Here is a 24,003-nt window from a genome sequence, read left to right as displayed (position 1 = left end):
CCCTCACCGTCCGGCCGCCCCCAGCGTACGGCCCGCCGCACGGCCCCCGGCCGGGGGCCGTGCGGGCCCTGCGGGGCCGGGCGTCCGCCCGGCCGGGGCGGCCCGCCGATCCGGTAGTGTCCCCGCGAGACCCTCTGGCCCACAGGCCCGCCCGCCGCCCCGTCCCCCTCGCTGGAGCCGCGCATGCCGAGCCCGCTTCGCCCGAGCGATCCCCGCGAGGTCGGGCCGTACCGCCTCACCGGCAGGCTCGGCCGCGGCGGCATGGGGACGGTCTACGCGGGCGAGGACGCGACCGGGCGGCCGGTGGCGGTCAAGGTCGTCAACGCCGACCTCGCCGAGACCGAGGCGTTCCGCGTCCGGTTCCGGCGCGAGGTGACGGCGGCGCGGCGGGTCCGCAGGTTCTGCACCGCGCCGGTGCTGGACGCGCGCCTCGACGGCGACCCGCTCTACGTCGTCACCGAGTACGTGGACGGGCCGACGCTCGACCAGGCGGTGCGCGAGCGCGGCCCGCTGCGCGGCGGCGACTTGGAGGGGCTCGCGGTCAACATCGCGATGGCGCTCGGCGCGATCCACGGCGCGGGGATCGTGCACCGCGACCTGAAGCCGTCCAACGTGCTGCTGTCCCCGACCGGTCCGCGGGTGATCGACTTCGGCATCGCCCGCGCGCTGGACGCGGGCGAGGGCCCGACCCGGACCGGCCAGTTCATGGGGACGCCCGCGTACGTCGCGCCGGAGCTGATGCGCGGCGGCGAGATCACCTCCGCCGCCGACGTGTTCGCGTGGGGCTGCGTGGTCACGTACGCGGGCACCGGGGAGACGCCGTTCGCGGGCCGCAACCTCTCGGAGGTCATGTTCCGGGTGGCGCACGAGCCGCCCCGCCTCGGCGGGCTCGACCCCGACCTGCGCGACCTGGTGTCGGCCGCGCTCGACAAGGACCCCGCGCGCCGTCCGTCCGCGCAGGACCTGCTGGCCCAGCTCACCGGCCAGCCCGCCGCCGTGCCGGCCCGCGAGGCCGCGCCCGCGCCCCTGCTCACGGGCCCCAACCCCGAGCCGGCCGCGGAGCCGCCGGGCCGCAAGCGCAGGGGGCTGCGCGCCGGGCGGAACGCCCCGCAGGCCGGCGTCGCCCGCGGCACGGGCCTCGCCCGCGGGCGCGGAGCCCGCCGGGCGGCGGCCGGACAACGGTGGCGGGTGCCGCTGATCGCGGCGGGCGCGGCGCTCGCGCTGGTCGCGACGGCGGGCGCGGGCTGGGCGTACCTGTCCGGCGGCGACGACGGCGGCCCGCCCGCGGCCGGCGACCCGGTGGTGGAGCGGATGACGTTCGACGGGCCCGACTCCGCCTGGGCGAACGACTGCGGCCCGCCCGACGACGGCACGTTCCAGATCGTGGTCGACATCTCCACCAGCCCCACGTACTGCGTCGCCCCCGGGCAGCCGGCGCGGTCGCCGAGCCGCTTCCTGACCGACGTCCGGATGCGCTTCGGGAACGCCACGCCGGGCTTCGCGGGCCTGACCCTGCTCGGCAACGGCGCGGGCGACGGCTACGAGGTCCTGCTCCGTCCGGACGGCACGGTGCGCCTCGACCGGATGACGCGCAAGGAGCGCGCCAACCTCAAGTCCGCCCCGGCGCCCGGCTTCCGGCCGAAGGACTTCAACCGGATCCAGGCCGAGGTGGACCTGCGGGGCAGCGCCACCCGCGTCCGCGTCTGGGTGAACGGCCGCGACACGCTCTCGTTCGCCGACTCGCAGGACCCGCCGCGCAACGGGCGCTCCGGCATCGTCGTCAACACCGGCATGTCCCGGGCGTACTTCCAGGCCGGGTTCGACGACTTCGCGGTGAACGAGGTCGGGGGCGGGTAGCGCGCGGCGATCACGTAAAGTGAGCGGGCGTGCGCCGTTCCCGTTCGGTTCGGTGCCGTCCGAAACCGGGCAGGCCGCCCCTGCCGCCGATGCCCCGCCGAGGTCATCTAGGGTGTTGGCCGCCCACCCCTCCGTACCGACGGGATCAGAACGCCATGCCCGAAACCGATACGCGGACCGGCCTGCGGACCGGGCTGCGCCGCCGCCACATGACGATGCTCGCCATCGGCGGCGCGGTCGGCGCGGGCCTGTTCGTCGGCAGCGGCGCGGTGATCAGGACCGCCGGGCCCGCCGCGGTGCTGTCCTACGCCGCCGCGGGCCTGCTCGTCCTCTGCGTGCTCCGCGCGCTCGGCGAGATGGTGGTGGCCCGGCCCGTCGCCGGGTCGCTCGCCGAGTACGCCCGCATGGCGCTCGGCCCGTTCGCGGGCTTCACGATCGGCTGGCTCTACTGGTACCTGTACGTGATCCTCGTCGGCGCGGAGGCCGTGGCCGGCGCGGCGATCCTCGCCGAGTGGATCGACCTGCCGCAGTGGGTGCTCGCCGCCGCGCTGCTGGTCGTCATGACGGCCGTCAACCTGGTCTCGGTCCGCTCGTTCGGGGAGTTCGAGTTCTGGTTCGCGTCGATCAAGGTCGCGGCGATCCTGGTCTTCCTCGTGCTCGGCGCGCTGTACGTCCTCGGGCTCTGGCCGGACGCGCCCGGCGGACTGTCGGCGATCACCGACCACGGCGGCTTCGCCCCGAACGGCGTCACGTCGGTCTTCACCGCGATCGTCGCCGTGATGTTCGCGTTCGGCGGCACCGAGATCGTCACCATCGCCGCCGCCGAGAGCAGCGAGCCGGGCCGCGCCGTCGCCCGCGCCACCGGCAACGTCCTGTGGCGCGTCGCGCTGTTCTACGTCCTGTCGATCCTGCTGGTCGTCACGATCCTGCCGTGGAACGACGCGCGGGTGCTGACCAGCCCGTTCGTCAGCGCCCTCGACACGATCGGCGTCCCGGCCGCCGGGACCGTGATGCAGGCGGTGATCCTCACCGCGGTGCTGTCGGTGCTCAACTCGGCGATCTACGTCTCGTCCCGGATGCTGTACGTGCTGACCCGCGACGGCGACGCGCCGTCCGGCCTGGTGCGGCTGAACGGGCGGGGCGTCCCGGTCCGCGCGATCCTGCTCGGCACCGTCGCCGCCTGGGCCGCCGTGCTCGCCTCGTACGCCTCGCCCGACCAGGTCTTCAAGTTCCTGATGAACTCGATCGGCGTGATCCTGGCGTTCGTCTACCTGTCGATCATGCTCTCCCAGCTCCGGCTCCGCGCCCGGCTGGCCCGCGAGGACCCCGGCGCCCTCACCTACCGCATGTGGGGCCACCCGTACGTCGCGCTCCTGGTCATCGCGGCCCTGCTCGCCGTGCTGGTCTCGATGGCGTTCATGGCCGACCAGCGCTCGCAACTGGCCGCGTCCCTCGTCAGCCTCGCCGTGGTCGCCGCCGCCTACCCCCTACGCCGCCACTACGGCCGCACACCCCCCGTCACCCACACCCCCCACCGCTGACTCCGCACGGGGCGGGACGTAGGGGTCAGTCCTTGCGGCCTGTGGTGGCGACGGTGACGCCGAGGCCGATCATCATGAGGCCGCCGGTGCCGCCGATCGCGGCGAGGCGGCGGGGGGAGCCGGCGAACCAGGCGCGGGCCGTGGACGCGGCGAGGCCCCAGACGCTGTCGAAGAACAGCGCGATCACGGCGAAGACCAGGCCGAACACGGTCATCTGCAACGGCACGTGCCCGTGGTCGCGTTCGACGAACTGCGGGAGGACGGCGGCGAAGAACACGACGGTCTTGGGGTTGGTGACGCCGACGACGAAGCCCTGGAAGAGCTCGCGGGCGACGCCCCTGGGCTCGGCGGCGTCGGCGCCGATGGCGCCCTGGAGGGAGCGGCGGTGCCGGAACGCCTGGACGCCCAGGTAGACGATGTACGCGGCGCCGATCATCTTGAGGGCCGTGAAGACGACCAGGGAGCGTTCCACGATCGAGCCGACGCCGACGGCCACCGCGACGGTGAGCACGACCACGCCGAGCTCATTGCCGACGACGCTGGTCAGGGCCGTCCGGCGGCCGTGCGCGAGGGCGCGGCCGACCACGAACAGGACGGTCGGTCCCGGGATGAGGATGATGGCCGTCGCCATCGCGGAGAACGCGGCCAACTGCCCGAACGACACCATGCCCGAACATTACGCGCGAGTCGGGCCACCGGAGAAGCGGTTATCGGGCGCGCGGGTGTCCACCGATCGGTGGACACGAGGTTCAACCGGTCGAGGCTGTCGGCGGCGATGCCTTCGCGACCAGCATGAACGTCATGAACAGTCTCACCGTACGGATGGCCCGGTGGAGCGCCGGGCACCCCTGGCGGGCGATCGCCGGGTGGTTCCTGTTCGTCATGCTGTGCCTCGGCGCCGGGATCGCGGTCGGCGGCAACGCCGCCACCACCGAGGACTTCCGCATCGGCGAGGCCGGGCGCGCCGAGGCGATGGCGGCCGGGGGCGGGATGCAGCAGCGGCCCGTCGAGCGCGTGCTGATCACCGCGCGCGGCGGAGGGGCGCTGGACGGCGCGGCGGCCGGCGCCGCCGCGAAGGACGCCGCCGAACGGCTGCGCGGGCTGCCCGAGGTCGCCTCCGTGGGGTCGCCCGTGCGTTCGCGTGACGGCACGGCGCTCCGGGTCGACGTGACCATGAACGGGCCCGAGCTCGACGGCAGGAAGCACGTCGAGCCGCTGCTCGCGCAGGTGGAGCGGGTGCGGGCCGCGCATCCCGGCGTGCGCGTGGAGGAGACGGGCAGCCCGTCCATCAGCAAGGGCGTCGAGAAGCTGCGCGGCGAGGACCTGTCGCGCACGGAGATGATCGCGCTGCCGGTCACGCTGGTCACGCTGCTGGCCGTCTTCGGCTCGGTCGCGCTGGCCGTCGTCCCGCTGCTGCTGGCCCTGTCGTCGATCGCCGCCGCGGTCGGCCTGTCGATGCTGGCCTCGCACGCGTTCCCGGACGCGGGCGTCGGCACCAACGTCATCCTGCTGATCGGCATGGCGGTCGGCGTCGACTACACGCTGTTCTACCTCAAGCGGGAACGGGAGGAGCGGGCCCGTTCGGGCGGGCGGCTCGACCCGCGCGCCGTGGTGGAGCTGGCGGCGGCCACGTCGGGGCGCGCCGTCGTGCTGTCCGGTCTCGCGGTGGCCGTGTCCAGCGCGACGCTGTACCTGGCGGACGACGTCATCTTCTCCTCCATCGCCACCGGCGCGGTCGTCGTCACCCTCGTCGCCGTCGCCAGCTCCCTGACCGTCCTGCCCGCCCTGCTCGCGAAGCTCGGCGAGCGCGCCGAACGCCGACGCGCGCGCAAGGAACGGCGCGCAGCCGAGGGGCGCCGGCGGCCGGGCGCCCCCGGCGGCGGGCGGAGCGGCGGGCGGATCACCGCGGTGCTGCTGCGGTCGACCGCCAGGCGTCCCGCCGTCACGCTGGCGGTCGGCGTGCTCGTCATGCTCGCGCTCGCCGCGCCGCTGCTCGGGCTCAAACTGACCGACATGGGCCGCGACACGCACCCGCGCGCCATTCCGGCCATGCGGTCCTACGACCGGCTGAACGCCGCGTTCCCCGAGTTGAAGTCGATGCACCAGGTCGTCGTGCGCGCCGACCCGGGGCAGGCGGGCGAGGTGAGGGCCGCGCTCGGCGACCTCGCGGCGCGCGCCAAGACCGACGCGCGGCTCGCGGGCACGTCCGACCTGCGCACGTCCGCCGACGGCCGGGTCAACCTGCTCGAACTCCCCGTCCCGCACCACGTCGGCACGCAGGCCGCCCGCGGGTCTCTCGACGCGCTGCGGGACGAGCACGTGCCCGCGACCGTCGGGAGGCTGCGCGGCGCCGAGACCGCCGTGACCGGGGACGTCGCCCGCTACGCCGACTACCCCGAGCACCAGAGGCGGAAGCTGCCGCTGATCATCGGGGCGCTGCTGCTCGTGACGTTCGCCATGACGGTGTGGGCGTTCCGCTCGGTGGTGCTCGGCCTGGTCGGCGTCGTGCTGAACCTGCTGTCGGCCGGCGCGTCGCTCGGCCTGCTCGTGCTGACGTTCCAGCGCACCTGGGCCGAGGGCCTGCTCGGCTTCACCTCGACGGGCTCGATCGGCTCGCGGGTGCCGCTGCTGCTGTTCGTCATCCTGTTCGGGCTGTCGATGGACTACCAGGTGTTCGTGATCAGCCGGATCAGGGAGGCGGCGCTGCGCGGCGTCCCCGCCCGGCGGGCCGTGCTGGACGGCGTCGGCGGCTCGGCGGGCGTGGTGACCAGCGCCGCGTTCGTGATGGTGACGGTGTTCGCGAGCTTCGTCTTCCTGCACATCATGGAGATGAAGCAGATGGGCTTCGCGCTCGCGGCGGCCGTGCTGCTGGACGCGGTGGTCATCCGGATCATGATCCTGCCCGCGCTCCTGCTGCTGCTCGGGGAGCGGAGCTGGTGGCCCTCGCGCGGCCCGCTGCGGGCGCGGGAGGCCGCCGGGGACGGTACGGCCCGTCCGCTGGCGAACGTAGGCTGACCGGCATGAAACGACGGCCCCGGCCGGACGACCGGTACCAGGCGCGGAACCTGCGCGCCTGGTACGGCGCCGTCTGGACGGTGTTCGGGCTGTGCCCTCCGATGATCGCCGTGCACGACCGGTCCGACGCGACGCTGTACCGGATGGCGGCGCTGACGGCCGTCCTCGCCCTCGCCTACGCGGTCGGGGCAGGTCGCCCGCCGCCTCCCCGCCGCGCCGGTACGCGTTCCTGGCCGTGCTCGTCCTCGCCCTCGGCGGGTCCTCGCTCCTGCTGAACGGCGGCGCGGCGATGCTCGTCCTGTCGCTCCCGCACTTCTGGCTCCTCGCCGGGGGCCCGCGCCGGGCGATCGCGCTGAGCGGCGCCGCCGCCGCGGCCACCCTCACGGGCGGACTCGTCCGCGAGGGCTGGGCCGCCGGCCTGCTCACCGGCAACGCCGCGTTCACCCTCATCGGCTACGCGGCGAGCGTGCTGCTCGGCCTCGGCGCCCACCGGCTGATCGCGCAGCGCGACGAGCGCGAGCGGCGCCTGAGCGCCGAGCTGGAGACCGCGCAGCGGCGGCTCGCCGAGGCGCACCGGCGGCAGGGCGCGGCGGACGAGCGCGACCGCATCGCGCGGGAGATCCACGACACCCTCGCGCAGGGGTTCGCGTCCATCGTGGTGCTGGCGGAGGCGGCCCGTTCGGGCATCGCCGCCGACCCGGACCGCAGCGCCAGGCAGCTCCTGTCGATCGAGCGCACCGCCCGCGAGAACCTCACCGAGGCCCGCGCCCTCATCGCGTCCGGCCCTCCCCCGGTCCCGTCCTCCGCGAACGGCTCGCCGCCGCACCCCGGCTCCGGCCCGCCGGACGGCGCCGCGCCCGCCTCGGTCGCCCGGACGCTGCGCCGCACCCTCGACCGCTTCGCCGAGGACACCGGGATCGCGGTCAGCGCCGACCTGCCGGACGTCGAGTGCGACCAGCCGACCCGGATCGCGCTGCTGCGCTGCACGCAGGAGTCGCTGGCCAACGTCCGCAAGCACGCCGCCGCGGCGACGGTCGGCGTCGTCCTCGCGCGGGCGCCGCACGGCGTCGAGCTGGAGATCACCGACGACGGCCGGGGCTTCGCCGCCGGGGCGCCGCGCGGGTTCGGGCTGGACGGGATGCGCAGGCGGCTGTCCGAGCTGGGCGGCGAGCTGACCGTGACCAGCGCCCCCGGCGAGGGCACCCGCGTCCTCGCCGTGATCCCGACGAACGAGCAGGAGTGACATGACCGGAGCCGGGCTCCGCATCATCATCGCGGACGACCACACGGTCATGCGCGCGGGCGTCGTCGCCCTGCTGGCGGGCGAGCCGAGCATCGAGATCGTGGGCGAGGCGGGCGACGGCCGCGAGGCGGTCGCGCTGGCCGAACGCCTCGCGCCCGACGTCGCACTGCTCGACCTGCGGATGCCGGTCGTGGACGGCGTCGCCGCGACCGCCGAGATCGTGGCCCGGACGGGCACCCGCGTGCTGATCCTCACCACCTACGACACCGACGCCGAGATCGAGCGCGCGGTCGAGGCGGGCGCGATCGGCTACCTGCTGAAGGACACCACCCGCGAGCAGCTCGTCGACGCGATCCGCGCCGCGTCGCGGGGCGAGACCGTCCTCGCCCCGCGCGTCGCCGAACGGCTCGTCGCCCGGATGCGGCGGCCCGAGCCGGTGGCGCTGACCGCGCGCGAGGCCGACGTGCTGAACGCGGTGGCCGACGGCCTGTCCAACGCCGACATCGGCCGCCGGCTGGTCATCGCGGAGGCGACGGTGAAGACCCACCTGCTCCGCGTCTTCGCCAAGCTGGACGTCAGCGACCGCACCGCCGCCGTCGTCATGGCCCTCGAACGCGGCCTGCTGACCCGCCCCGACCGTTCCACCTGAGAGAAGCGCTTGGGGGACGGGCTCAGCGGCCGACGGGCTCGACCGCGCCGTTCGAGGCGGCCGACCGTTCCGCCGCGCCGTCCGCTGGGTGGCCGGCGCGCCGGTCGAGGGCGCCGGACAGGAGCGCCACGGCGAGGCCGGCGACGGCCAGGGCGACCGCGACCCACAGCGGCGAGGTGTAGCCGAAGCCCGCGCCGATCGTGAGGCCCGCGAGGGCGGGGCCCACGGCGTTGCCGAGGTTGAACGCGGCGACGTTCGCGGCCGAGGCCATCGCGGGCGCGCCCGCGGCCTGGTCGAGCACGCGCGTCTGGAGCGCCGGGATCGTGGCGGACGCGACGACGCCGAACGCCGTGAGGGCGGCCACGACGGCGACCTTGTTGTGCGCCGCGCCGAGCAGCGCGGCCGACACGACGGCGAGCCCTCCGAGCAGGGCGTACACGCTCGGCATGAGGGCGCGGTCGGCGTAGCGCCCGCCGATCGGGCCCCCGACGAGCATCCCGACGCCGAGCAGGGTCATCACGATCGGGACGGCGCCCTTGGAGAAGCCGGTGACCTCGGTGAGCAGCGGCGCGACGTAGGTGACGACGCCGAGCACCGGCGCCCAGCCGATCGCGGTCATGGCGAGCGCGAGCCAGGTCCGGCCGCTGCGGAACGCGGCGAGCTCGTGGCGGAGCCGGGTCTCGGGGCGGCCCCCGCGCGGCACGAGCAGGACGACCCCGGCGAGGGCCACGACGCCGATCGCGGCGACCGTCCAGAACGTGGCGCGCCAGCCGAGCTGCTGCCCGAGGAACGTGCCGAGCGGCACGCCGAGGACGTTGGCCAGGCTGAGCCCGGTGAACATCAGCGCGATCGCGCTCGCGCGCTTCTCGGGGCGGACGAGGTCGGCGGCCACGACGGAGCCGACGCCGATGTAGGCGCCGTGCGCGAACGAGGCGACGATCCGTCCGGCCATGAGCGCGCCGAACGAGGGGGCCAGCGCCGACAGCAGGTGCGCGGCCACGAACAGCGCCATCAGGCCGACGAGCAGGGTCTTGCGCGGGAGCCGGGCGCCGAGCGCGGTGACCAGCGGCGCCCGGCGACCACGCCGAACGCGTAGCCGGAGACCAGCAGCCCGGCCGTGGGGATGGAGGTGTGGAAGTCGGCGGCGAGGTCCGGGAGCAGCCCGGCGATGACGAACTCGGTCGTACCGATGCCGAAGGCGCCGAGCGCCAGCGCCAGCAGAGCGAGCGGCATGAACAACTCCAGGGTCGGGCCGGACGGGCCGCGGCGGGGCGGCCGGTCCGGGCGGCTCGGGTAGGGTGTAACGCGTACGCGGATAACAGGCACCTGCATTAGTTGCACACGCTTGTTATTTGCAGACGCCTGCTATCTCACCATGCAAGTAAGCGGATGCCAAGCCGAGGAGGAGTGAGCCGTGTCACCGACCGCGGGGACCACCGAGGCCCGCGCCCAGGGCTGGCGCACCCTCGCCGCCCTCCAGGCCCGCATCGAGGACCGCATCGAGCGCGCCCTCCAGGAGGCGCACGGGCTGAGCGTCAACGAGTTCTGCGTGCTGGTCCACCTGTCCGGCGACGAGGGCCGCGACGTGCGCATGCAGCAGCTCGCCGCGCGGCTCGTCCTCAGCCAGAGCGCCACGACCCGCCTGGTCACGCGGCTGGAGAAGCGCGGCCTGCTGCGCCGCGTCCTGTCCGAGGAGGACCGCCGCGGCATCTACGCCGAGGCCACCGAGGCGGGCGCCGCCCTCTGCGCCGAGGCCACCCCCACCCACAACGCGGCCCTGGACGACGCGCTCGCCGAGGCCGCCGACCTGCCGGAGCTGATCCCCCTGGTCGAGGCCCTCGGCAAGCTGAGCATCAAGGTCTGACCCGGCCTAGGCCGGGCCGGGCTCCCCGAGTCTCGGGGTCGCCTCCAGGAGGGCTCGGGTCTCCGCTTCGGACGCGGCGTCCAGGGACGACGCGGGCAGGTCCTCCACCACCGCGCCGTCCGCCAGCACCACGACCCGGTCGGCGATGCGGCGGGCCACCCGCAGGTCGTGGGTCACGAACACGACCGACAGCCCCTCGTCGCGGCGCAGGCGCGCCAGCAGCGCGAGGATGCGCTCCTGCGCGATGACGTCCAGGCCCGTGGTCGGCTCGTCGGCGAGCAGCACGCGCGGCCCCGCCGCGAGCGCCCGCGCCAGCGCGACCCGCTGCCGCTCGCCGCCCGACAGCGTGGCGGGACGGCGCGCGGCCATCGCCGGGTCCAGCCCGACGCGCTCCAGCAGGTCCGCCACGCCACCGCCGCCCGCCAGCGCCTCGGCGACGACGCGTTCGACGGTGTAGCGGGGGTCGAACGAGGCGAGCGCGTCCTGGAACACCAGGCCCGTGCCCCGGCGCAGCGCGCGGCGGTCGCGCTCGCGCAGAGCCCACACGTCGCGCCCGCCCGCGACGACGCGGCCCGCGTCCGGGCGGTCCAGCGCGGCGAGCACGCCGACGAGCGTGGACTTGCCCGAGCCGCTGCGGCCGACGACCGCGACCGACTCCCCCTCGCGCACGTCCAGGTCCGCGCCGTCCAGCGCGACGGTCGTACGGGCCCGGCCCCGCAGGACGCGCCGGACGCCCCGTACCGACAGCAGGACGGGCCGCTCCCTGTCCCCCCGCCGCTTCTCCAGGGACACCCCGCCGGGGGCCTCCAGCCGGGCCGCGGCCACCAGGGCCCGGGTGAACGGGGCGGACGGCGACCGCAGGATCTCGGCGCTCGGGCCGTGCTCGACCACGCGGCCGTCCGACAGCACGGCGATCTCGTCCGCCCAGCGGCCCGCGACGGCGAGGTCGTGGGTGATGAGCAGGACGGCGCGGCCCTCCCCGGCCGCCTGCGCGCGGATCGTGTCGAGGACCTCGGCCTGGGTGACCGGGTCGAGCGCGGTGGTGACCTCGTCGGCGATGAGCAGGCCCGGTTCGAGGACGGTCGCGAGCGCGAGGGCGGCGCGCTGCGCCTGCCCGCCGGACAGCTCGTACGGGCGGGCGTCCCAGACGTCGTCCGCGGCGAGCCCGCAGCGCTTCAGCGCCGCCGCGCCGAGCGCGTACGCGTCGCCGGACCCGTGCGCGCGGACCGTCTCGGCGAGATGGCGGCCGATCGTGATCGCCGGGTTGAGGCTCGCGACGGCGTCCTGGAACGCGTAGCCGACGTGCCGGCCCCGCACCTCGCGCAGCTCGCGCCGCCCGAGCGACAGCACGTCGCTCTCCCCGAGCAGGATCGTGCCCGAGACCCGTACGGCGCCGGACGGGTCGTGCAGCCGGACGATCGAGCGGGCGGTGAGGCTCTTGCCGCTGCCGCTCGGCCCGACGAGCGCGACGACGCGTCCCGCGCCGACGGCGAGCGACAGGCCGTCCACGACGCGGCGGCCCGGGACCTCCACGGTCAGGCCGCGGACGTCCAGCACGTTCCCCCCGCTCACCGCGTTCTCCCCGCTCCCCGCGTTCCCCCCGCTCACCGCGTTCCCCCTGCTCCCCGCATCCACCGCGCTCACCACGCCCTTCCCTCGCCGCGCGCGACGGCGGACGCGAGGACGTTGACGGCGAGGATCGTGACGACCACGCACGCGGCGGGGAACGCGACGGTGTACCACTCGCCGGTCAGCAGGTGCGCCTGCGCCTCGGTGAGCAGGTTGCCCCAGCTCGGCCGGTTCGGCGGGACGCCGAGGCCGAGGAAGCTGAGCGTCGACTCGGTCAGCACGGCGTGCCCGACCTCGAACGCGGCGATCGACGCGATCGGCGGCAGCGCGCCGGGCAGCAGGTGGCGGCGCAGCACCTGCCCGCGCGACAGGCCGAGGGCGTACGCGGCGCGCACGTACAGCCGCTCGCGCTGGCCGACCAGCTCGGCGCGGGCGACGAGCGCGACCGACATCCAGCTCGTCGCGGCGACGGCGAGCACCACCGTGCCGAGCGAGGGACCGATCACGGCGGCGAGGGCGAGCACGACGACCAGCATCGGCAGCGACAGCAGCACGTCGGCGGCGCGCGCGATCAGCTCGTCCAGCCAGCGCGGCCCGGCGGCGGCGATCCCGCCGAGCAGCACCCCGGCGCCGACGGTGATCGCGGCGGCGGTCAGGCCGACCAGCAGCGACGTGCGGCCCCCGTACAGCAGCCGGGCCAGCAGGTCGCGGCCGAGCGGGTCGGTGCCGAACGGGTGGCCGGGCGAGCCGGGCGCGAGGCCGGTCGCGGCGGTGTCGGTCGCGATCGGGTCGTACGGGGTGAGCAGCGGCGCGCACACCGCCGCGAGCGCGAGCGCGAGCAGCACGGCGCCCGCGGCCCACACGCCCGGCCGCCGCACGGGGATCCGCATCGCGAGCAGCCCGCGCGTGACCGGCGCCGGCGCCCCGCCACCCCCCGAGAGCGGCGGGGCACCGGCGCCGGGGTCCTGGTCCTCCGCTTCCGCCGCGGCCTTCCGCAGGGCGCGGCCGCCGTCAGCGATGGGCATGGTCGGGCCCTCCGGTCAGGCGGACGCGCGGGTCGAGCCAGGCGACGGCGAGGTCGCCGACGAAGTTGGCGAGCACGACGATGACCCCCGTGACCAGCACGACGGCGGTGAGGACGGCGTAGTCCTGCTCGCGCGCGGCGTAGATGGCCTGCCGCCCGACCCCCGGCCAGGAGAAGATCATCTCGGTGGCGTAGGCGCCCGCGACGAGCGTCCCGACGCCGACGCCGAGCCGCGCGGTGAACGGCACCATGCCGAGCCGGACGAAGTGGCGGGCGGTGACGGTGTAGCGCGACAGCCCGCGCGCCCGCGCGTTCTCGACGTGCGGCGCGTCCCGCAGCCGCCCGACCCCCGTCTGGACGAGCCGCGCATACGTTCCGAAGTGGTGCCCGAACGCCAGCGCCAGCGCGGGCAGCACCAGGTGCGGGACGAGCACGGACAGCGTCACCGGCTCGCCCGGCCGCGACAGGCCCCCCGACGGCAGCCACCGCAGCCACGCGGCGAACACCCACAGCAGCAGCAGCGAGGTCACGAACCCGGGCATCCCGCCGAGCGCGAAGAGGAACGTCTCGATGGAGCGGCGCAGCCAGGCGCGGCGCGTGAGCGCGGCGGCGAGGCCGAAGCCGACCGCGCCGACCACGCTGAACAGCACCGCGACGACCGTCAGCAGCAGGGTCCACGGCGCGGTGTCGGCGAGGATCTCGCTGACGGGCCGGCCGCTGCCGTACGAGGTGCCGAAGTCGCCCCGGGCGGCGTCCGCGACCCAGCGGCCGTAGCGGACGGGCAGCGGGTCGTTCAGCCCCATGCTCCGTTCGAGGCGCGCGACGTCGGCGGGCGCGGGCGGGCGCCCGCCGGACCGCGCCTCCAGGATCTCGGCGGCGGGGCTGCCCGGCGCGAGGTCGAGCAGCGCGAAGCAGAGGCCCGACAGGGCGATGACGACCGCGACGGCCGTCACCGCCCGCAGGAGCAGGAAGCGCTTCACCTGTTCAGGACCAGGACCACTTCTCGGCGTTCCAGAAGAAGCCGTAGCCGTGGTGGCCGAGCGTGCGCCGCTGCGGGCCGCTCAGCGCCTTCGGCACCGCGTTGTTGGTCTGGAGGTAGGCGACCCACACGAACGGCGGGTCGGCGGCGAGCGCCTTCTGGAAGTCGGCGTACGCGGCCTTGCGGACGGCCGGGTCGGAGGTGTCGCGGGCCCGGTCGAGCGCCTTGTCGACCTCGGTGTTGGCGTAGGTGCCGTAGTTGGACCCGCCCTTGTCGAGCGCCTGCGAGGAGTGGAACGGCCCGTAGACCGAGGAGTCCGGGTCGTACGGGGTGCCCCAGCCGACGACCATCGCGTCGAGGTCGCCCCAGTGCTTGCGCACCCAGTCCTTCGGCCGCGGGTTCGGGACGACGTCGTAGCCGGCCTTCTTCAGCTCGGTCGCGGCGACGTTGAGGATGGCGACGCGCGCGGAGTCCTCGGCGAACGTGGTCAGCTCGAACCGGACCGTCTTGCCGTCCTTCGCCCACAGCCCCTGGCCGTTCTTGGCGTAGCCGGCCTTCTTCATCAGCTCGTCGGTCTTGGCGGGGTCGTGCGTGAACGGCGCGGCGTCGGTCTTGTACGGGCTCTCGTCGAGCGGCCCGGTCGCCGGGGAGCCCTGGCCGAGCAGCACGCTCTTGACGATCGCCTCCCGGTCGACCGCGTAGTTCATGGCGGTCCGCACGTTCCGGTCGGCGAAGACGGGCTTTTTGAAGTTGAACATCAGCGCCCGGTAGTCGGCCGTCGGGTACGTCTCGACCCGCAGCCCGTCCTGGCCCTTGACCTTGGAGACCTGCTGCGGCTGGACGAGCGCGCCGTCCACCTCGCCGTTCTTGAGCTGGATCAGCCGCGCGGTGTCGTCCGACACGTACTTGATCACGATCTTGGGCAGCTTCGGGCGGCCCTCGTAGTAGCCGTCGAACGGGACCAGCTCGCTGTACTGGCCGGGCTTGTAGGCCGCCAGCCGGTACGGGCCCGCGCCGACCGGGTGCTGCCCGAACCCGCCGTCGGTCAGCTTCTTCCCCTTGAGCGCGTGCTCGGGCAGCAGCCCCATCGCCACCGCGTCCAGCAGCGGCGCGAACGGCTTGGACAGGCTGAACTTCGCCGTCAGCGGGTCGGGCGTCTCGACGCTCGTCACGGCGGAGAAGTTGCGCGACAGCGGCGCGTCGGCCCCGGCCGCCTTCACCGCATCGATCGTGAACCGGACGTCGGCGGACGTGAGCGGCTTGCCGTCCTGCCAGGTCAGCCCCTTGCGGAGCGTGAAGGTGTACTCCTTCTCGTCCTTGGAGACCCGCCAGGACTCGGCCAGGCCCGGCACGACCTTGTTCTGCGCGTCGTGCCGGGTCAGCCCGCGGAACACCATCTCGGTCACCGGGTCGGTGTGCTCGTCCTGGAGCGCGGGGTTGAGCGTCTCGGGCTCGTCCCCGATCGCGTAGGTGAACGTGCCGCCGGTCTTGCCGGCCGGGTCGCCGCCCGACCCGCATCCGGTGGCCAGGAGGCCGGTCGCCGCGGCGACCGCCCCGATGACAAGCGCGGGCTTTCGCATGGATCTCCTAGTTGCAAGCCAATTGCAACAAGGAACTATATCCTCCGTGCCCCCGAACGCCCGACTCGTCCCCTCCGGCCCACCCGTCCCGGCGGCCTTCCCCCGATCCGGGCGGCCTCTCACCCCGGCCCCGGCCGCCCCTCGCCTGGCCGGCAGGGCTGCCGTTCCACCGCGGCCGACCCGGCGCCCGAGGCGGACGACCCGGCGCCCGAGCCCTCCGCCGCCCCCTCGGGGCAGGGCGGGGCGGGGCCGTCCGGGCGGGCGCGCGGCGGCGGCGCGGGGCAGGGGAACGAGCCGTCCGCGCTGCGGCTGAGCAGGCCCCGGCGGATCTTGCCGGTGGAGGTGCGGGGCAGCTCGGTCATGAACGTCACCGAGCGCGGCACCTTGTGCTCGGGCAGCCGGTCGCGGGCGAGGCCGAGCAGCTCGCGCTCCAGCCCGCGGGTGGCCTGGAGCCCCTCCTCGATCACCACGTACGCCGACAGCGTCCCGCCGCCGCCCGCGTCGGCGACGACGGCGACCTCCACCACGCCGGGGTGGCGGCCGAGGATCCGCTCGACCTCCAGCGGCAGCACCCGCTCGCCCGACACCGTCACCTGGTCGAGGATCCGGCCGTGGTGGTGGACGAACCCGTCGGCGTCCAGGTGCACGAGGTCGCCGGTGCGCAGCCAGCCGTCCGCGTCGAGGGCCTCGGCCGTCCGCTCGGGCATGCCGAAGTACTCGGTCATCACCGACGGGCCCCGTACGTACAGCGCGCCGCGCTCGCCCGTGCCGGCCCGCGCGCCCCCGCCGGACCCGGCGGCGCCGTAGAGGGTGGACGGCGACTCGGCCCGGACCTCGATCTCGTACGGCGCGAGCACGACGCCGAGCGTGCCCGCCCGCCGCCTGGTCACGGTGTTGGAGACGAACGTGTGGCCGACCTCGGTGCTGCCGAGGCCGTCCAGCACCGGGCAGCCGAGCGACTCCTCGATCCGCGCCGCGAGCGACGGCAGCAGCGGCTCGCCCGCCGAGGCCGCGGCGCGCAGCGAGCCGAACGCGTCGCGGACCGCCCGCGGGTCGGCCGCGCTGACCAGCCGCGCGTACCACGTCGGGACGGTGAACAGCAGCGTCGGCCGGTGCCGCCTCGCCTGCTCGACCGCGCCCTCCACGGTCGGCGCGTCCGGCCACAGCACCGCCGAGCCGCCGCACGTCATCGGGAAGAACACGGTCGCGCCGAGCCCGTACGGATAGCACGCCTTCGACAGCGAGAACGTGACGTCCGAGGCCGTCATCCCGAGGGCGCCGACCGCCATCGCGCGGACGTAGGTCTCCGGATCGGTATGCCTATGGACGACGCCCTTCGGCTTGCCCGTCGTCCCGGACGTGTATTGCACGTAGGCCGGGGCGCCGGGCGCGACCGCGACGGGCTCGGGCACGCGGACGGGCTCGTCGCCGAGGTCGTCGCCGGTGAGGACGTGCACGGAGGGGAACCGGCGGACGAGCCGCTCCGCGCACACGACCGCCTGCGGCGCGGCGTCCCCGAGGACGTAGGCGTGCTCGTCCTCGGACTGCTCGGGCCCGGTCAGCACCGCGACGGCGCCGAGCCGCAGCGTGCCGAGCAGGGCGGCGACGAACGCGGCCGAGTCGGGGAGGGCGATGAGGACGCGGTGGCCCTCCCGCACCCCCGCGGAGCGCAGCACGCCCGCCGCGCGGGCGCCCGCGTCGTGGATCTGGCCGTGGGTGAGGGTGGAGTCGCCGGAGTGGTACAGCGGCCGGTCCCGCCACCCGTAGGTATCGGCGCGACGGGCCAGGTCGGCCACGAGATTGCCTTCCATAGCGGAACTCCTCCTGCCTGGGGGGACAAGCGGAGGCTACGCCGTGTAGGCGTACCGACACGGCGTGTTCGCACTATTTCGGTCTAACAGAAGCCGCAATTAGGTCATACGTACGGAGGTGGCCGCCCGGTCAGGCCGCCAGCACCTCCCAGCCACCCTCGCGGCGCACCAGCAGGCGGTGCGTGAGCAGGCTCCCGGCGGGCACGTCCCACGCCGGGTCGGCGTCCGCGTCGCCCCGGTCCTCGGACCACACCTGCGCGACGGCCCAGCGCAGCTTGTCGATCCCGTCGGGATGGCCCGTCCCGGACGCGACGAACACGTCCCGCGCGGGCGTCGCCACGACCAGGTCGCCCTCGACGTCCTGCGCGAGCTTCTCCAGGAACCCGTCGTCCAGCAGCAGCCCGGCTTCGAGCCCGCCGCGCCGCGCCGCGGCCGCCGTCTTCTCCGCGCCGCCCGGCACGCGCCCGCCGAGCGCGCCGGAGGCCGCCCCCGGCACGCCGCCGGGACCCGCCTCCCCCGGCCCGCCCGGCGCGCCGGGTCCGCCCGGCGCGCCGGGTCCGCCCGGTCCGCCCGCGAGGCCGCCGGGCAGGGCGCGCCGGGCGCCCGCCGGGACGGCCTCGCCGAGCGACACCGTCACCGCGCGCACGTCCGGGTACCAGCTCAGGGCCAGATCCGGCCGCCGGTTGCGGAGGTTGACCGTCGCCTGCCGCCGCAGCTCCCCGGGCGCGACGCCCAGCTCGGCGCAGTGCCGCCGCGCGACGTGCTCGTAGCGGCGTCCGGGCGCCGCCGCCTCGTCGGGCAGCTCCAGCGCGTAGGTGACGTAGAGGTCCCCCGCGAACGGCTCGCGGATCGGCTCCTCGTCCGGCGGCAGCGGGAACTCGAGCTGCACCTCGGCGGGCACCCGGGCCTTCATCAGCGGGACGACGAGGCTGGACCGCGGCTCGGTCGGCGGCTCGGTCACTGGGCGTTCCTCCTGATGCCTGTGGGTCCGGAGTGGATCACACTACCGGGGGGCCGCGCGGAGGCGCGGAAACCCGCCGCCCCGGCGAGTGCCCGCCCGAGGAGTGGGACACTGCGTGGAAACGACGGCGGGCGGGCGCTTCGCGGAAGCGACGTGTCCGCCCGAGGGGGCCTGGGTAGTGATCTTCGTTGAGCGTGCGGAAGGGCGGGCCATGTGAACTTCTGGGAGTACCTGAGCAGCCGTCGTGAGCTGCTGACCTTCGAGACGTGGCAGCACGCCAGCATGGTCTTCCAGTGCGTCGTCGCGGCGCTGCTGATCGGCGTGCTGATCGGCCTCGCGGTCTACCGGAGCGAGACCCTGTCGAAGTTCGCCACCAGCACCGCGGGGGTCGTCTTCACCGTCCCGTCGCTCGCGCTGCTCGGCCTGCTCATCACGCCGCTCGGCCTCGGCGTGGCGCCCAGCGTCGTCGCGCTCACGCTCTACTCGCTGCTGCCGATCGTCCGCAACACGATCGTCGGGCTGGCGGGCGTCGACCGCACCCTGGTGGACGCCGCGCGCGGCATCGGGATGAACCGCGGCCGCATCCTGCTGCGGGTCGAGCTGCCGCTCGCCTGGCCGGTGATCCTCACCGGCGTCCGCGTCGCGACGCAGCTCGCGATGGGGATCGGCGCGATCGCCGCGTACGTCTCCGGGCCCGGCCTCGGCGAGCAGATCTTCTCCGGCCTCGCCAGGCTCGGCGGCGCCAACTCGATCAACATGACCCTCGCCGGAACGCTCGGCATCGTCATCCTTGCCCTGATCTTCGACGGCTGTCTGATGCTGATCGGCCGCCTGACCACACCGCGAGGCATCCGTGCCTGACACCCTGCCCGACCCATCCGCCGGCGGCGACGGCGAACCCCGCGCCGGCGGCGCCGCCGCCTCCGGGCCGTCCGAGACCCCCGGCCCCGCCGGGCCGTCCGAGCCCGCCGGGCCGTCCGAGGCGGCCCTCGCGTCCGCCGCGCAGGAGCCCGGCGCGTTCTCGGCGTCCGGCTCGTCCTCCGAACGCGCCGCGCCGTCCGGGGCCTCCGAGCCGCCCGGACCGTCCGACCGGCCGGACGCGTCCGGCGGCCCGCCGGGCGGGGAGGGGGGCCGCGACCGCGCCGGCATCGAGCTGATCAACGTGACCAAGCGGTTCCCCGGCCAGCGCACGCCCGCCGTGGACGACGTGTCGCTGACCATCCCCGGCGGCGAGATCGTCGTGCTGCTCGGCCCGTCCGGCAGCGGCAAGACGACCACCATGCGGCTCATCAACCGGCTGATCGAGCCGACGTCCGGCCGGATCATCGTGGCCGGCCGGGAGGCGATGGGCCTCGACCCGAACGAGCTGCGCCGCCACATCGGCTACGTCATCCAGAACGCGGGGCTGTTCCCGCACATGACGGTCGGCACGAATGTCGGGCTCGTCCCCCAGATGCTCGGCTGGGACAAAAAGCGCATCGCCGAGCGCGTCGATGAGCTGCTGCGCCTGGTCGACCTGCCGCCCGAGCAGTTCCGCGACCGCTATCCGCGCGAGCTGTCGGGCGGGCAGCAGCAGCGCGTCGGGGTGGCGCGCGCGCTCGGCGCCGACCCGCCCGCGATGCTGATGGACGAGCCGTTCGGCGCGCTCGACCCGATCACCCGCGAGCGCCTCCAGGACGAGCTGCTCCAGCTCCAGGAGGAGCTCGGCAAGACGATCGTGTTCGTCACCCACGACGTGGACGAGGCGCTGAAGCTCGGCGACCGCATCGCGATCCTCGACAAGGGCTCGCGGATCGTGCAGTACGCGACGCCGCAGGAGATTCTGCTCAACCCGGCCGACGAGTACGTCGAGCAGTTCCTCGGCGGCGCGCAGGCGATGAAGCTGCTGAAGTTCAGCCGCGTCGCCGACGTGCCGTTGCAGCAGGTGCCGCAGGCGCGCCCGGAGGACGACGCGGCCGCCGTCCGGGAGCGGATCGGCACGGCGGACGACTCGTTCGCCATCGTCCTGGACGGGCGCAGCCGACCCGTCCGCTGGATCACCGCCGCCGACCTCGAAGGGGTCACGGGCCCGATCGGCGAGCGCGGCGAGCCGGCCGCGACCCCGATCCGCGCCCGCAACACCCTCCAGCAGGCCCTCGAAGCGCTGATCCAGATCGAGCACGAGTGGGTGCCGGTCGTCGGCCCGCGCGGCGTCTACCGGGGAACGGTCACGCTCGCGACCCTCCAGAACGCGATCAAGGAGATGAAGGAGCAGGCGAAGGCGCGCCGCCGCCAGGACAGGACGGCGGCGCCGTGAGCGCCCCGCCGCGCGAGCCGTCCGCCGCCGCCCCTGAGGGCGCCGCCGCGACGCCGGACGGCTCCGATCTGACGACGCGTTCGGCGGTCGCCGCGCGCGGCTCGCTGCACGCGCCGACCGCGCGCTCGTGGCGCGCGCTGCTCGAACCGGTCCTCATCGTCGCCATCGGCGCCGGGTGGATGGTGTACGTCAGGAACACCCACCTCGACAGCATCGCCGCCCGCGTCCTGACGCTCGACTACGTCACCCGCAAGACCTGGGAGCACGTCGAGCTGACCGTGGTCGCGACGCTGATCGTCCTGGTGATCGCGATCCCGCTCGGCGTCCTGCTCAGCCGCTCGTTCGCCCGCCCGGCCACGCCGTTCGTCCTCGCGGTCGCCAACATCGGGCAGTCGGCGCCCGCGATCGGCGTCGTCGTGCTGCTCGCGGTCATCTTCGGCATCGGCTTCTGGACGGCGATCGTCGCGCTCGTCGCGTACGGGGTGCTGCCCGCGCTGCGCAACACGATGGTCGGCCTCCAGCAGGTCGACCCGACCCTGACCGACGCGGGCCGGGGCATCGGCATGTCGGCGACCCGCGTGCTCACCCGGGTCGAGCTGCCGCTGGCGACGCCGGTCATCCTCGCCGGGATCCGCACCACGCTCGTCCTGATGGTCGGCACGGCGAGCATCGCCTCGTTCATCAGCGGCGGCGGGCTCGGCGACCTCGTCACGACGGGCGTCAGCACGCAGCGCACGCCGGTGCTGCTCACCGGCTGCATCCTGATCGCGCTGCTCGCCCTCCTGGTCGACTGGGTCGGCGGCATGGCGGCCCGCTACCTCGCGCCGAAGGGCCTGTGATGCGCCGAACCCCGCTCCCCCTCGCCCTCGCCGCCTGCGCGGCGCTGCTCGCCGCCTGCGGCCTGAAGCCCGCGTCGGCGTTCATCCCGTCGATCGAGCCGGGCACGATCAAGCCGATCGACGGGCTCAAGGACGCGAAGATCAAGGTGACGTCCAAGGAGTTCACCGAGCAGATCGTGCTGGGCAAGATCGCCGTGCTGGCGCTGACCGCCGCGGGCGCGAACGCCGTCGACCACACCAACGTGCAGGGCAGCGTCACCGCCCGCAAGTCGATCACCGGCGGCGACAACGACCTGATGTGGGAGTACACCGGAACGGGCTGGATCACCTACCTCGGCGAGACCGACCCGATCCCCGACCCGGCCGAGCAGTTCGAAGCGGTCCGGAAAGCGGACCTCCAGAAGAACCGCATCGCCTGGCTCGCCCCTCCCGCCCCGCTCAACAACACGTACACGATCGCCGTCAGCCCGGCCAACCAGAAGAAGTACGGCCTGGCGAAGCTCTCGGACATGAGCAAGGTCCCCGTCCCCCAAAGGACGTTCTGCGCCGAGCCGGAGTTCTTCTCCCGCAACGACGGCCTGCGCGGAATGCTCGACAAGTACGGCCTGAAGTACGGCTCGACCGTCCCTTCCCGCAACGTCATGCAGATGGCCTCGGGCGTCATCTACAACGCGGCCTCCGCGGGCCGCTGCACGTTCGGCGAGGTCACCGAGACCGACGGCCGCATCCAGGCGCTCGACCTCAAGGTGCTCGCCGACGACAAGAAGTTCTTCCCCAACTACAACCCGGCGATCACCGTCCGCGAGCCCGTCCTCCGCGAGCACCCGGAGCTGACCGAGGTCTTCGCCAAGATCAGCCCCAAACTCACCACCCAGGTCATGCGCGACCTCAACAGCAAGGTCGACGTCGACGGCAACGACCCCGTCTTCGTAGCCCGCGACTGGCTCAAATCCCAAGGCTTCATCAAATGACCGCTCCCGCATAAAGGAACACGGCCCACACCCACTTCCCTCTCGGGGAAGTACGAGCGATTCCCCACTCGTCCGCCAATGCGCGAACGATCCCAAGCCCACGCCCGCTGACGGCCAGCTCCTCGGGCAACTCGTCCAACGCCGCAAAGTCCAACTCCACCACCGGCGCGGGCTCGTCCGGAACCACGTCGGAGGCGTCCCACACCCCGACCCAGAGCACCCCGTCCCCACACGTCACCCGAACACGTATCTCCCTGCCCGGCGTCTCCGCACACGCGTTCGACAGCAATTCGCTCGCCACGAGACACAGGTCATCACCCCGCTCCCGCAGTAAGAGCGAAAGCTCCCGCCGCGCAAGCCGCCGCTCCAGCAACGCCCGCACGGTCCCCGGCGTCCCGTCCCCGGGCACCGTCCGCCAGTCCATGACGCAGACCCCGCCCACCCCCACGCACCTCGCCGCCACGCCCGCTCACCGTCCTGTCTCTGCTCCCTGTTCCTGGGACAAGAGTGACCGGCCGGGGTTAGCTTCAGCGTGACTCCGTAGACACTGGAGACATGATCCCTAACAGAGAGTGATCAATGCTCCGCAGAGAGACACTCGACCCCCGATCGTCCATGCGCGACTTTCTAGCGGTCTACCTGCACTTTCTCCGTACGAGGCACGGCTACTCCTGCGCTCGTGTGGGGAGGGCGGTGAACGCTGCCAGGCAAACCGTCTCCCACTGGGAGTCGGGGCTGCGGCGCCCTGACGAGAAGCAGGCCGAGAGCCTCGACGAGCTCTACGGAACGGGCGAGCTGGTCTCCATGCTGCTGTTCTATGCCAGGTCCGCACACGAGCCCGACTGGTTCAAGGCCCACGTCGAGTTGGAGGCCAAGGCCGACGTCATCGAAAGCTACGAATGTTCCATCGTGCCCGGCCTGCTTCAGACGGAGGACTACGCCAGGACCGTTTTCACGCTGGGCGGCGAGAGTGATGTGGAGCGGGCCGTACGGGTCCGGATGCGACGCCAGGACGCGCTGACCCGGCCGGATCCACCGCGCCTGTGGGTGCTGCTGGAGCAGGAGGTGATCGAGCGGGTGGTCGGCGGGCCGGAGGTCATGAGGGTGCAACTCGGCCGCCTGATCGAGTTCTCGCTGCTTTCCAGGGTCGTCCTCAGGATCGTCCCCCGGTCCACCGGCTACCACCTGGGACTGCGCGGTTCGTTCAAGGTGCTGACGGTCGGCCGGGAAAGGCTCGCGTACACGGAGGCGGCCGCCGGTGGGAGACTGACGGCGGACCCCGGAGAGGTGGCGCGAATGGCCGAACGGTTCGATCTCATCGGTGCGGACGCGCTTTCCCGTGAAGCCTCGCGAGACCTCTTGAGACGAGCACAGGAGTCGTTGACATGAGTGCCCAGTGGCGGAAGTCGAGCTACAGCCATGGTGCGCAGGATTCCGACTGCGTGGAAGCCGCCAAGCTCCCCCCCAACATCGGCGTCCGAGACAGCAAGGCTCCTGGGGCCGGGCACCTGGTGCTCGCGCCGGAAACGTTCGCCGAACTCCTGGCCCGCCTCAAGCAGGATGGAGCCAAGCCTTGACCTCGGACGATGGAGCGAATGCAGTGACGTCCCCCACTTGGCGTAAGAGCAGCCGGTCGACCGGCGGCACCAGCGGCGAATGTGTTGAGCTGGCCGACCTCAGCACGGGCTTGGTCGGCATTCGAGACAGCAAGGCGCCTGGGGCCGGGCACCTGGTGCTCGCGCCGGAAACGTTCGCCGAACTCCTGGCCCGCATTAAGCAAGGCGGGTCGGCTTTCTGAGTACGG

24 protein-coding genes are annotated in these 24,003 nt (G+C 74.1%); 14 read left to right on the top strand and 10 right to left on the bottom strand.

Annotated elements, in window-relative coordinates:
* Positions 1-183: 183 nt before the first annotated feature.
* Positions 184-1,857 (top strand): serine/threonine-protein kinase, encoded by a 1,674-nt coding sequence (locus GEV43_RS55155; protein ID WP_160822989.1) that lies wholly within the window; start codon positions 184-186, stop codon positions 1,855-1,857.
* Between the two features lie 155 nt (positions 1,858-2,012).
* Entirely contained in the window at positions 2,013-3,398 is a 1,386-nt protein-coding gene (locus GEV43_RS26270) for an amino acid permease (protein WP_194252523.1), read from the top strand.
* A 25-nt stretch (positions 3,399-3,423) separates the two neighbouring features.
* Here the strand turns inward: GEV43_RS26270 and GEV43_RS26265 are convergent, their stop codons facing one another.
* Positions 3,424-4,065, bottom strand: coding sequence for a LysE family translocator (locus GEV43_RS26265; RefSeq protein WP_160822988.1), 642 nt, complete (start codon positions 4,063-4,065; stop codon positions 3,424-3,426).
* A 134-nt stretch (positions 4,066-4,199) separates the two neighbouring features.
* Between GEV43_RS26265 and GEV43_RS26260 the strand changes: the two genes are divergently transcribed.
* From GEV43_RS26260 to GEV43_RS26245, 4 genes are read left to right on the top strand one after another with little or no spacing between them, the layout of a single operon-like run.
* Entirely contained in the window at positions 4,200-6,413 is a 2,214-nt protein-coding gene (locus tag GEV43_RS26260; RefSeq protein ID WP_160822987.1) for an MMPL family transporter, read from the top strand.
* A gap of 5 nt (positions 6,414-6,418) precedes the next feature.
* Positions 6,419-6,688 (top strand): hypothetical protein, encoded by a 270-nt coding sequence (locus GEV43_RS48295; protein WP_160822986.1) that lies wholly within the window; start codon positions 6,419-6,421, stop codon positions 6,686-6,688.
* Positions 6,649-7,656: a sensor histidine kinase gene (locus tag GEV43_RS26250; RefSeq protein WP_206681289.1), complete on the top strand. Its 1,008-nt coding sequence runs from the start codon at positions 6,649-6,651 to the stop codon at positions 7,654-7,656. Before GEV43_RS48295 ends, GEV43_RS26250 begins: the two co-directional genes overlap by 40 nt.
* A gap of 1 nt (position 7,657) precedes the next feature.
* Positions 7,658-8,305, top strand: a complete 648-nt coding sequence (locus tag GEV43_RS26245) for a response regulator transcription factor (RefSeq protein WP_160822985.1) — start codon at positions 7,658-7,660, stop codon at positions 8,303-8,305.
* A 22-nt stretch (positions 8,306-8,327) separates the two neighbouring features.
* On the opposite strand, the gene GEV43_RS26240 is transcribed toward GEV43_RS26245, so the two are convergent.
* Together GEV43_RS26240 and GEV43_RS55150 are read right to left on the bottom strand one after the other, a co-directional pair.
* Positions 8,328-9,317 (bottom strand): MFS transporter, encoded by a 990-nt coding sequence (locus GEV43_RS26240; protein WP_241683044.1) that lies wholly within the window; start codon positions 9,315-9,317, stop codon positions 8,328-8,330.
* On the bottom strand, positions 9,317-9,538 hold the full coding sequence (locus GEV43_RS55150; protein ID WP_241683043.1) for a hypothetical protein: 222 nt from the start codon (positions 9,536-9,538) through the stop codon (positions 9,317-9,319). Before GEV43_RS55150 ends, GEV43_RS26240 begins: the two co-directional genes overlap by 1 nt.
* A gap of 181 nt (positions 9,539-9,719) precedes the next feature.
* Here GEV43_RS55150 and GEV43_RS26235 point away from each other — a divergent pair, with 181 nt between their 5' ends.
* Positions 9,720-10,169, top strand: coding sequence for a MarR family transcriptional regulator (locus tag GEV43_RS26235; protein ID WP_160822984.1), 450 nt, complete (start codon positions 9,720-9,722; stop codon positions 10,167-10,169).
* Between the two features lie 6 nt (positions 10,170-10,175).
* Here GEV43_RS26235 and GEV43_RS54010 read toward each other — a convergent pair whose 3' ends face one another.
* The 6 genes from GEV43_RS54010 to GEV43_RS51080 all read right to left on the bottom strand — a co-directional run bounded on the left by GEV43_RS54010 (position 10,176) and on the right by GEV43_RS51080 (position 18,093).
* On the bottom strand, positions 10,176-11,741 hold the full coding sequence (locus GEV43_RS54010) for an ABC transporter ATP-binding protein (protein ID WP_160822983.1): 1,566 nt from the start codon (positions 11,739-11,741) through the stop codon (positions 10,176-10,178).
* 68 nt (positions 11,742-11,809) lie between these two features.
* Positions 11,810-12,763: an ABC transporter permease gene (locus tag GEV43_RS26225; RefSeq protein ID WP_160822982.1), complete on the bottom strand. Its 954-nt coding sequence runs from the start codon at positions 12,761-12,763 to the stop codon at positions 11,810-11,812.
* Positions 12,750-13,742, bottom strand: a complete 993-nt coding sequence (locus tag GEV43_RS26220) for an ABC transporter permease (RefSeq protein ID WP_309239846.1) — start codon at positions 13,740-13,742, stop codon at positions 12,750-12,752. Before GEV43_RS26220 ends, GEV43_RS26225 begins: the two co-directional genes overlap by 14 nt.
* A 4-nt stretch (positions 13,743-13,746) precedes the next feature.
* The gene (locus GEV43_RS26215; protein WP_160822981.1) at positions 13,747-15,321 is read right to left on the bottom strand and encodes an ABC transporter substrate-binding protein; all 1,575 of its coding nucleotides are present in this window, start codon (positions 15,319-15,321) and stop codon (positions 13,747-13,749) included.
* Positions 15,322-15,440: 119 nt separating this feature from the next.
* Positions 15,441-17,132, bottom strand: a complete 1,692-nt coding sequence (locus tag GEV43_RS26210) for an AMP-binding protein (RefSeq protein ID WP_160822980.1) — start codon at positions 17,130-17,132, stop codon at positions 15,441-15,443.
* A 130-nt stretch (positions 17,133-17,262) separates the two neighbouring features.
* Positions 17,263-18,093 (bottom strand): DUF1444 domain-containing protein, encoded by an 831-nt coding sequence (locus tag GEV43_RS51080; protein WP_309239845.1) that lies wholly within the window; start codon positions 18,091-18,093, stop codon positions 17,263-17,265.
* A 213-nt stretch (positions 18,094-18,306) separates the two neighbouring features.
* Here GEV43_RS51080 and GEV43_RS26195 point away from each other — a divergent pair, with 213 nt between their 5' ends.
* From GEV43_RS26195 to GEV43_RS26180, 4 genes are read left to right on the top strand one after another with little or no spacing between them, the layout of a single operon-like run.
* The gene (locus GEV43_RS26195; RefSeq protein ID WP_160822979.1) at positions 18,307-18,954 is read left to right on the top strand and encodes an ABC transporter permease; all 648 of its coding nucleotides are present in this window, start codon (positions 18,307-18,309) and stop codon (positions 18,952-18,954) included.
* Positions 18,947-20,389: a betaine/proline/choline family ABC transporter ATP-binding protein gene (locus GEV43_RS26190; RefSeq protein WP_309239844.1), complete on the top strand. Its 1,443-nt coding sequence runs from the start codon at positions 18,947-18,949 to the stop codon at positions 20,387-20,389. The genes GEV43_RS26195 and GEV43_RS26190 overlap by 8 nt, the downstream gene beginning before the upstream one ends.
* Positions 20,386-21,228, top strand: coding sequence for an ABC transporter permease (locus tag GEV43_RS26185; protein WP_309239843.1), 843 nt, complete (start codon positions 20,386-20,388; stop codon positions 21,226-21,228). The genes GEV43_RS26190 and GEV43_RS26185 overlap by 4 nt, the downstream gene beginning before the upstream one ends.
* Positions 21,228-22,199 (top strand): glycine betaine ABC transporter substrate-binding protein, encoded by a 972-nt coding sequence (locus GEV43_RS26180; protein WP_160822978.1) that lies wholly within the window; start codon positions 21,228-21,230, stop codon positions 22,197-22,199. Before GEV43_RS26185 ends, GEV43_RS26180 begins: the two co-directional genes overlap by 1 nt.
* Here GEV43_RS26180 and GEV43_RS26175 read toward each other — a convergent pair.
* Complete coding sequence (locus GEV43_RS26175; RefSeq protein ID WP_160822977.1) at positions 22,192-22,623, bottom strand: ATP-binding protein; 432 nt, start codon at positions 22,621-22,623, stop codon at positions 22,192-22,194. The genes GEV43_RS26180 and GEV43_RS26175 overlap by 8 nt on opposite strands.
* Positions 22,624-22,778: 155 nt before the next feature.
* Here GEV43_RS26175 and GEV43_RS26170 point away from each other — a divergent pair, with 155 nt between their 5' ends.
* The 3 genes from GEV43_RS26170 to GEV43_RS26160 are packed head-to-tail and all read left to right on the top strand — an operon-like array spanning position 22,779 to position 23,997.
* Complete coding sequence (locus tag GEV43_RS26170) at positions 22,779-23,588, top strand: helix-turn-helix transcriptional regulator (RefSeq protein ID WP_160822976.1); 810 nt, start codon at positions 22,779-22,781, stop codon at positions 23,586-23,588.
* Positions 23,585-23,776 (top strand): DUF397 domain-containing protein, encoded by a 192-nt coding sequence (locus tag GEV43_RS26165; protein ID WP_160822975.1) that lies wholly within the window; start codon positions 23,585-23,587, stop codon positions 23,774-23,776. Before GEV43_RS26170 ends, GEV43_RS26165 begins: the two co-directional genes overlap by 4 nt.
* Positions 23,773-23,997 (top strand): DUF397 domain-containing protein, encoded by a 225-nt coding sequence (locus GEV43_RS26160; protein WP_175250136.1) that lies wholly within the window; start codon positions 23,773-23,775, stop codon positions 23,995-23,997. The genes GEV43_RS26165 and GEV43_RS26160 overlap by 4 nt, the downstream gene beginning before the upstream one ends.
* The last annotated feature ends 6 nt before the right edge of the window (positions 23,998-24,003 follow it).

It is taken from the genome of Actinomadura sp. J1-007 (assembly GCF_009793335.1).
In the GTDB taxonomy this organism is placed as follows: domain Bacteria; phylum Actinomycetota; class Actinomycetes; order Streptosporangiales; family Streptosporangiaceae; genus Spirillospora; species Spirillospora yumaensis.
This window is presented reverse-complemented; position numbering and strand designations above follow the sequence as displayed.

Excerpts from the sequence above, each read along its gene's own strand:
- GEV43_RS55155 (WP_160822989.1), top strand. The coding sequence starts at position 184 with ATGCCGAGCCCGCTTCGCCCGAGCGATCCCCGCGAGGTCGGGCCGTAC.
- GEV43_RS26270 (WP_194252523.1), top strand. The coding sequence starts at position 2,013 with ATGCCCGAAACCGATACGCGGACCGGCCTGCGGACCGGGCTGCGCCGC.
- GEV43_RS26265 (WP_160822988.1), bottom strand. The coding sequence starts at position 4,065 with ATGGTGTCGTTCGGGCAGTTGGCCGCGTTCTCCGCGATGGCGACGGCC.
- GEV43_RS26260 (WP_160822987.1), top strand. The coding sequence starts at position 4,200 with ATGAACAGTCTCACCGTACGGATGGCCCGGTGGAGCGCCGGGCACCCC.
- GEV43_RS48295 (WP_160822986.1), top strand. The coding sequence starts at position 6,419 with ATGAAACGACGGCCCCGGCCGGACGACCGGTACCAGGCGCGGAACCTG.
- GEV43_RS26245 (WP_160822985.1), top strand. The coding sequence starts at position 7,658 with ATGACCGGAGCCGGGCTCCGCATCATCATCGCGGACGACCACACGGTC.
- GEV43_RS26240 (WP_241683044.1), bottom strand. The coding sequence starts at position 9,317 with ATGGCGCTGTTCGTGGCCGCGCACCTGCTGTCGGCGCTGGCCCCCTCG.
- GEV43_RS55150 (WP_241683043.1), bottom strand. The coding sequence starts at position 9,538 with ATGCCGCTCGCTCTGCTGGCGCTGGCGCTCGGCGCCTTCGGCATCGGT.
- GEV43_RS26225 (WP_160822982.1), bottom strand. The coding sequence starts at position 12,763 with ATGCCCATCGCTGACGGCGGCCGCGCCCTGCGGAAGGCCGCGGCGGAA.
- GEV43_RS26215 (WP_160822981.1), bottom strand. The coding sequence starts at position 15,321 with ATGCGAAAGCCCGCGCTTGTCATCGGGGCGGTCGCCGCGGCGACCGGC.
- GEV43_RS26210 (WP_160822980.1), bottom strand. The coding sequence starts at position 17,132 with ATGGAAGGCAATCTCGTGGCCGACCTGGCCCGTCGCGCCGATACCTAC.
- GEV43_RS26180 (WP_160822978.1), top strand. The coding sequence starts at position 21,228 with ATGCGCCGAACCCCGCTCCCCCTCGCCCTCGCCGCCTGCGCGGCGCTG.
- GEV43_RS26175 (WP_160822977.1), bottom strand. The coding sequence starts at position 22,623 with ATGGACTGGCGGACGGTGCCCGGGGACGGGACGCCGGGGACCGTGCGG.
- GEV43_RS26170 (WP_160822976.1), top strand. The coding sequence starts at position 22,779 with ATGCTCCGCAGAGAGACACTCGACCCCCGATCGTCCATGCGCGACTTT.
- GEV43_RS26165 (WP_160822975.1), top strand. The coding sequence starts at position 23,585 with ATGAGTGCCCAGTGGCGGAAGTCGAGCTACAGCCATGGTGCGCAGGAT.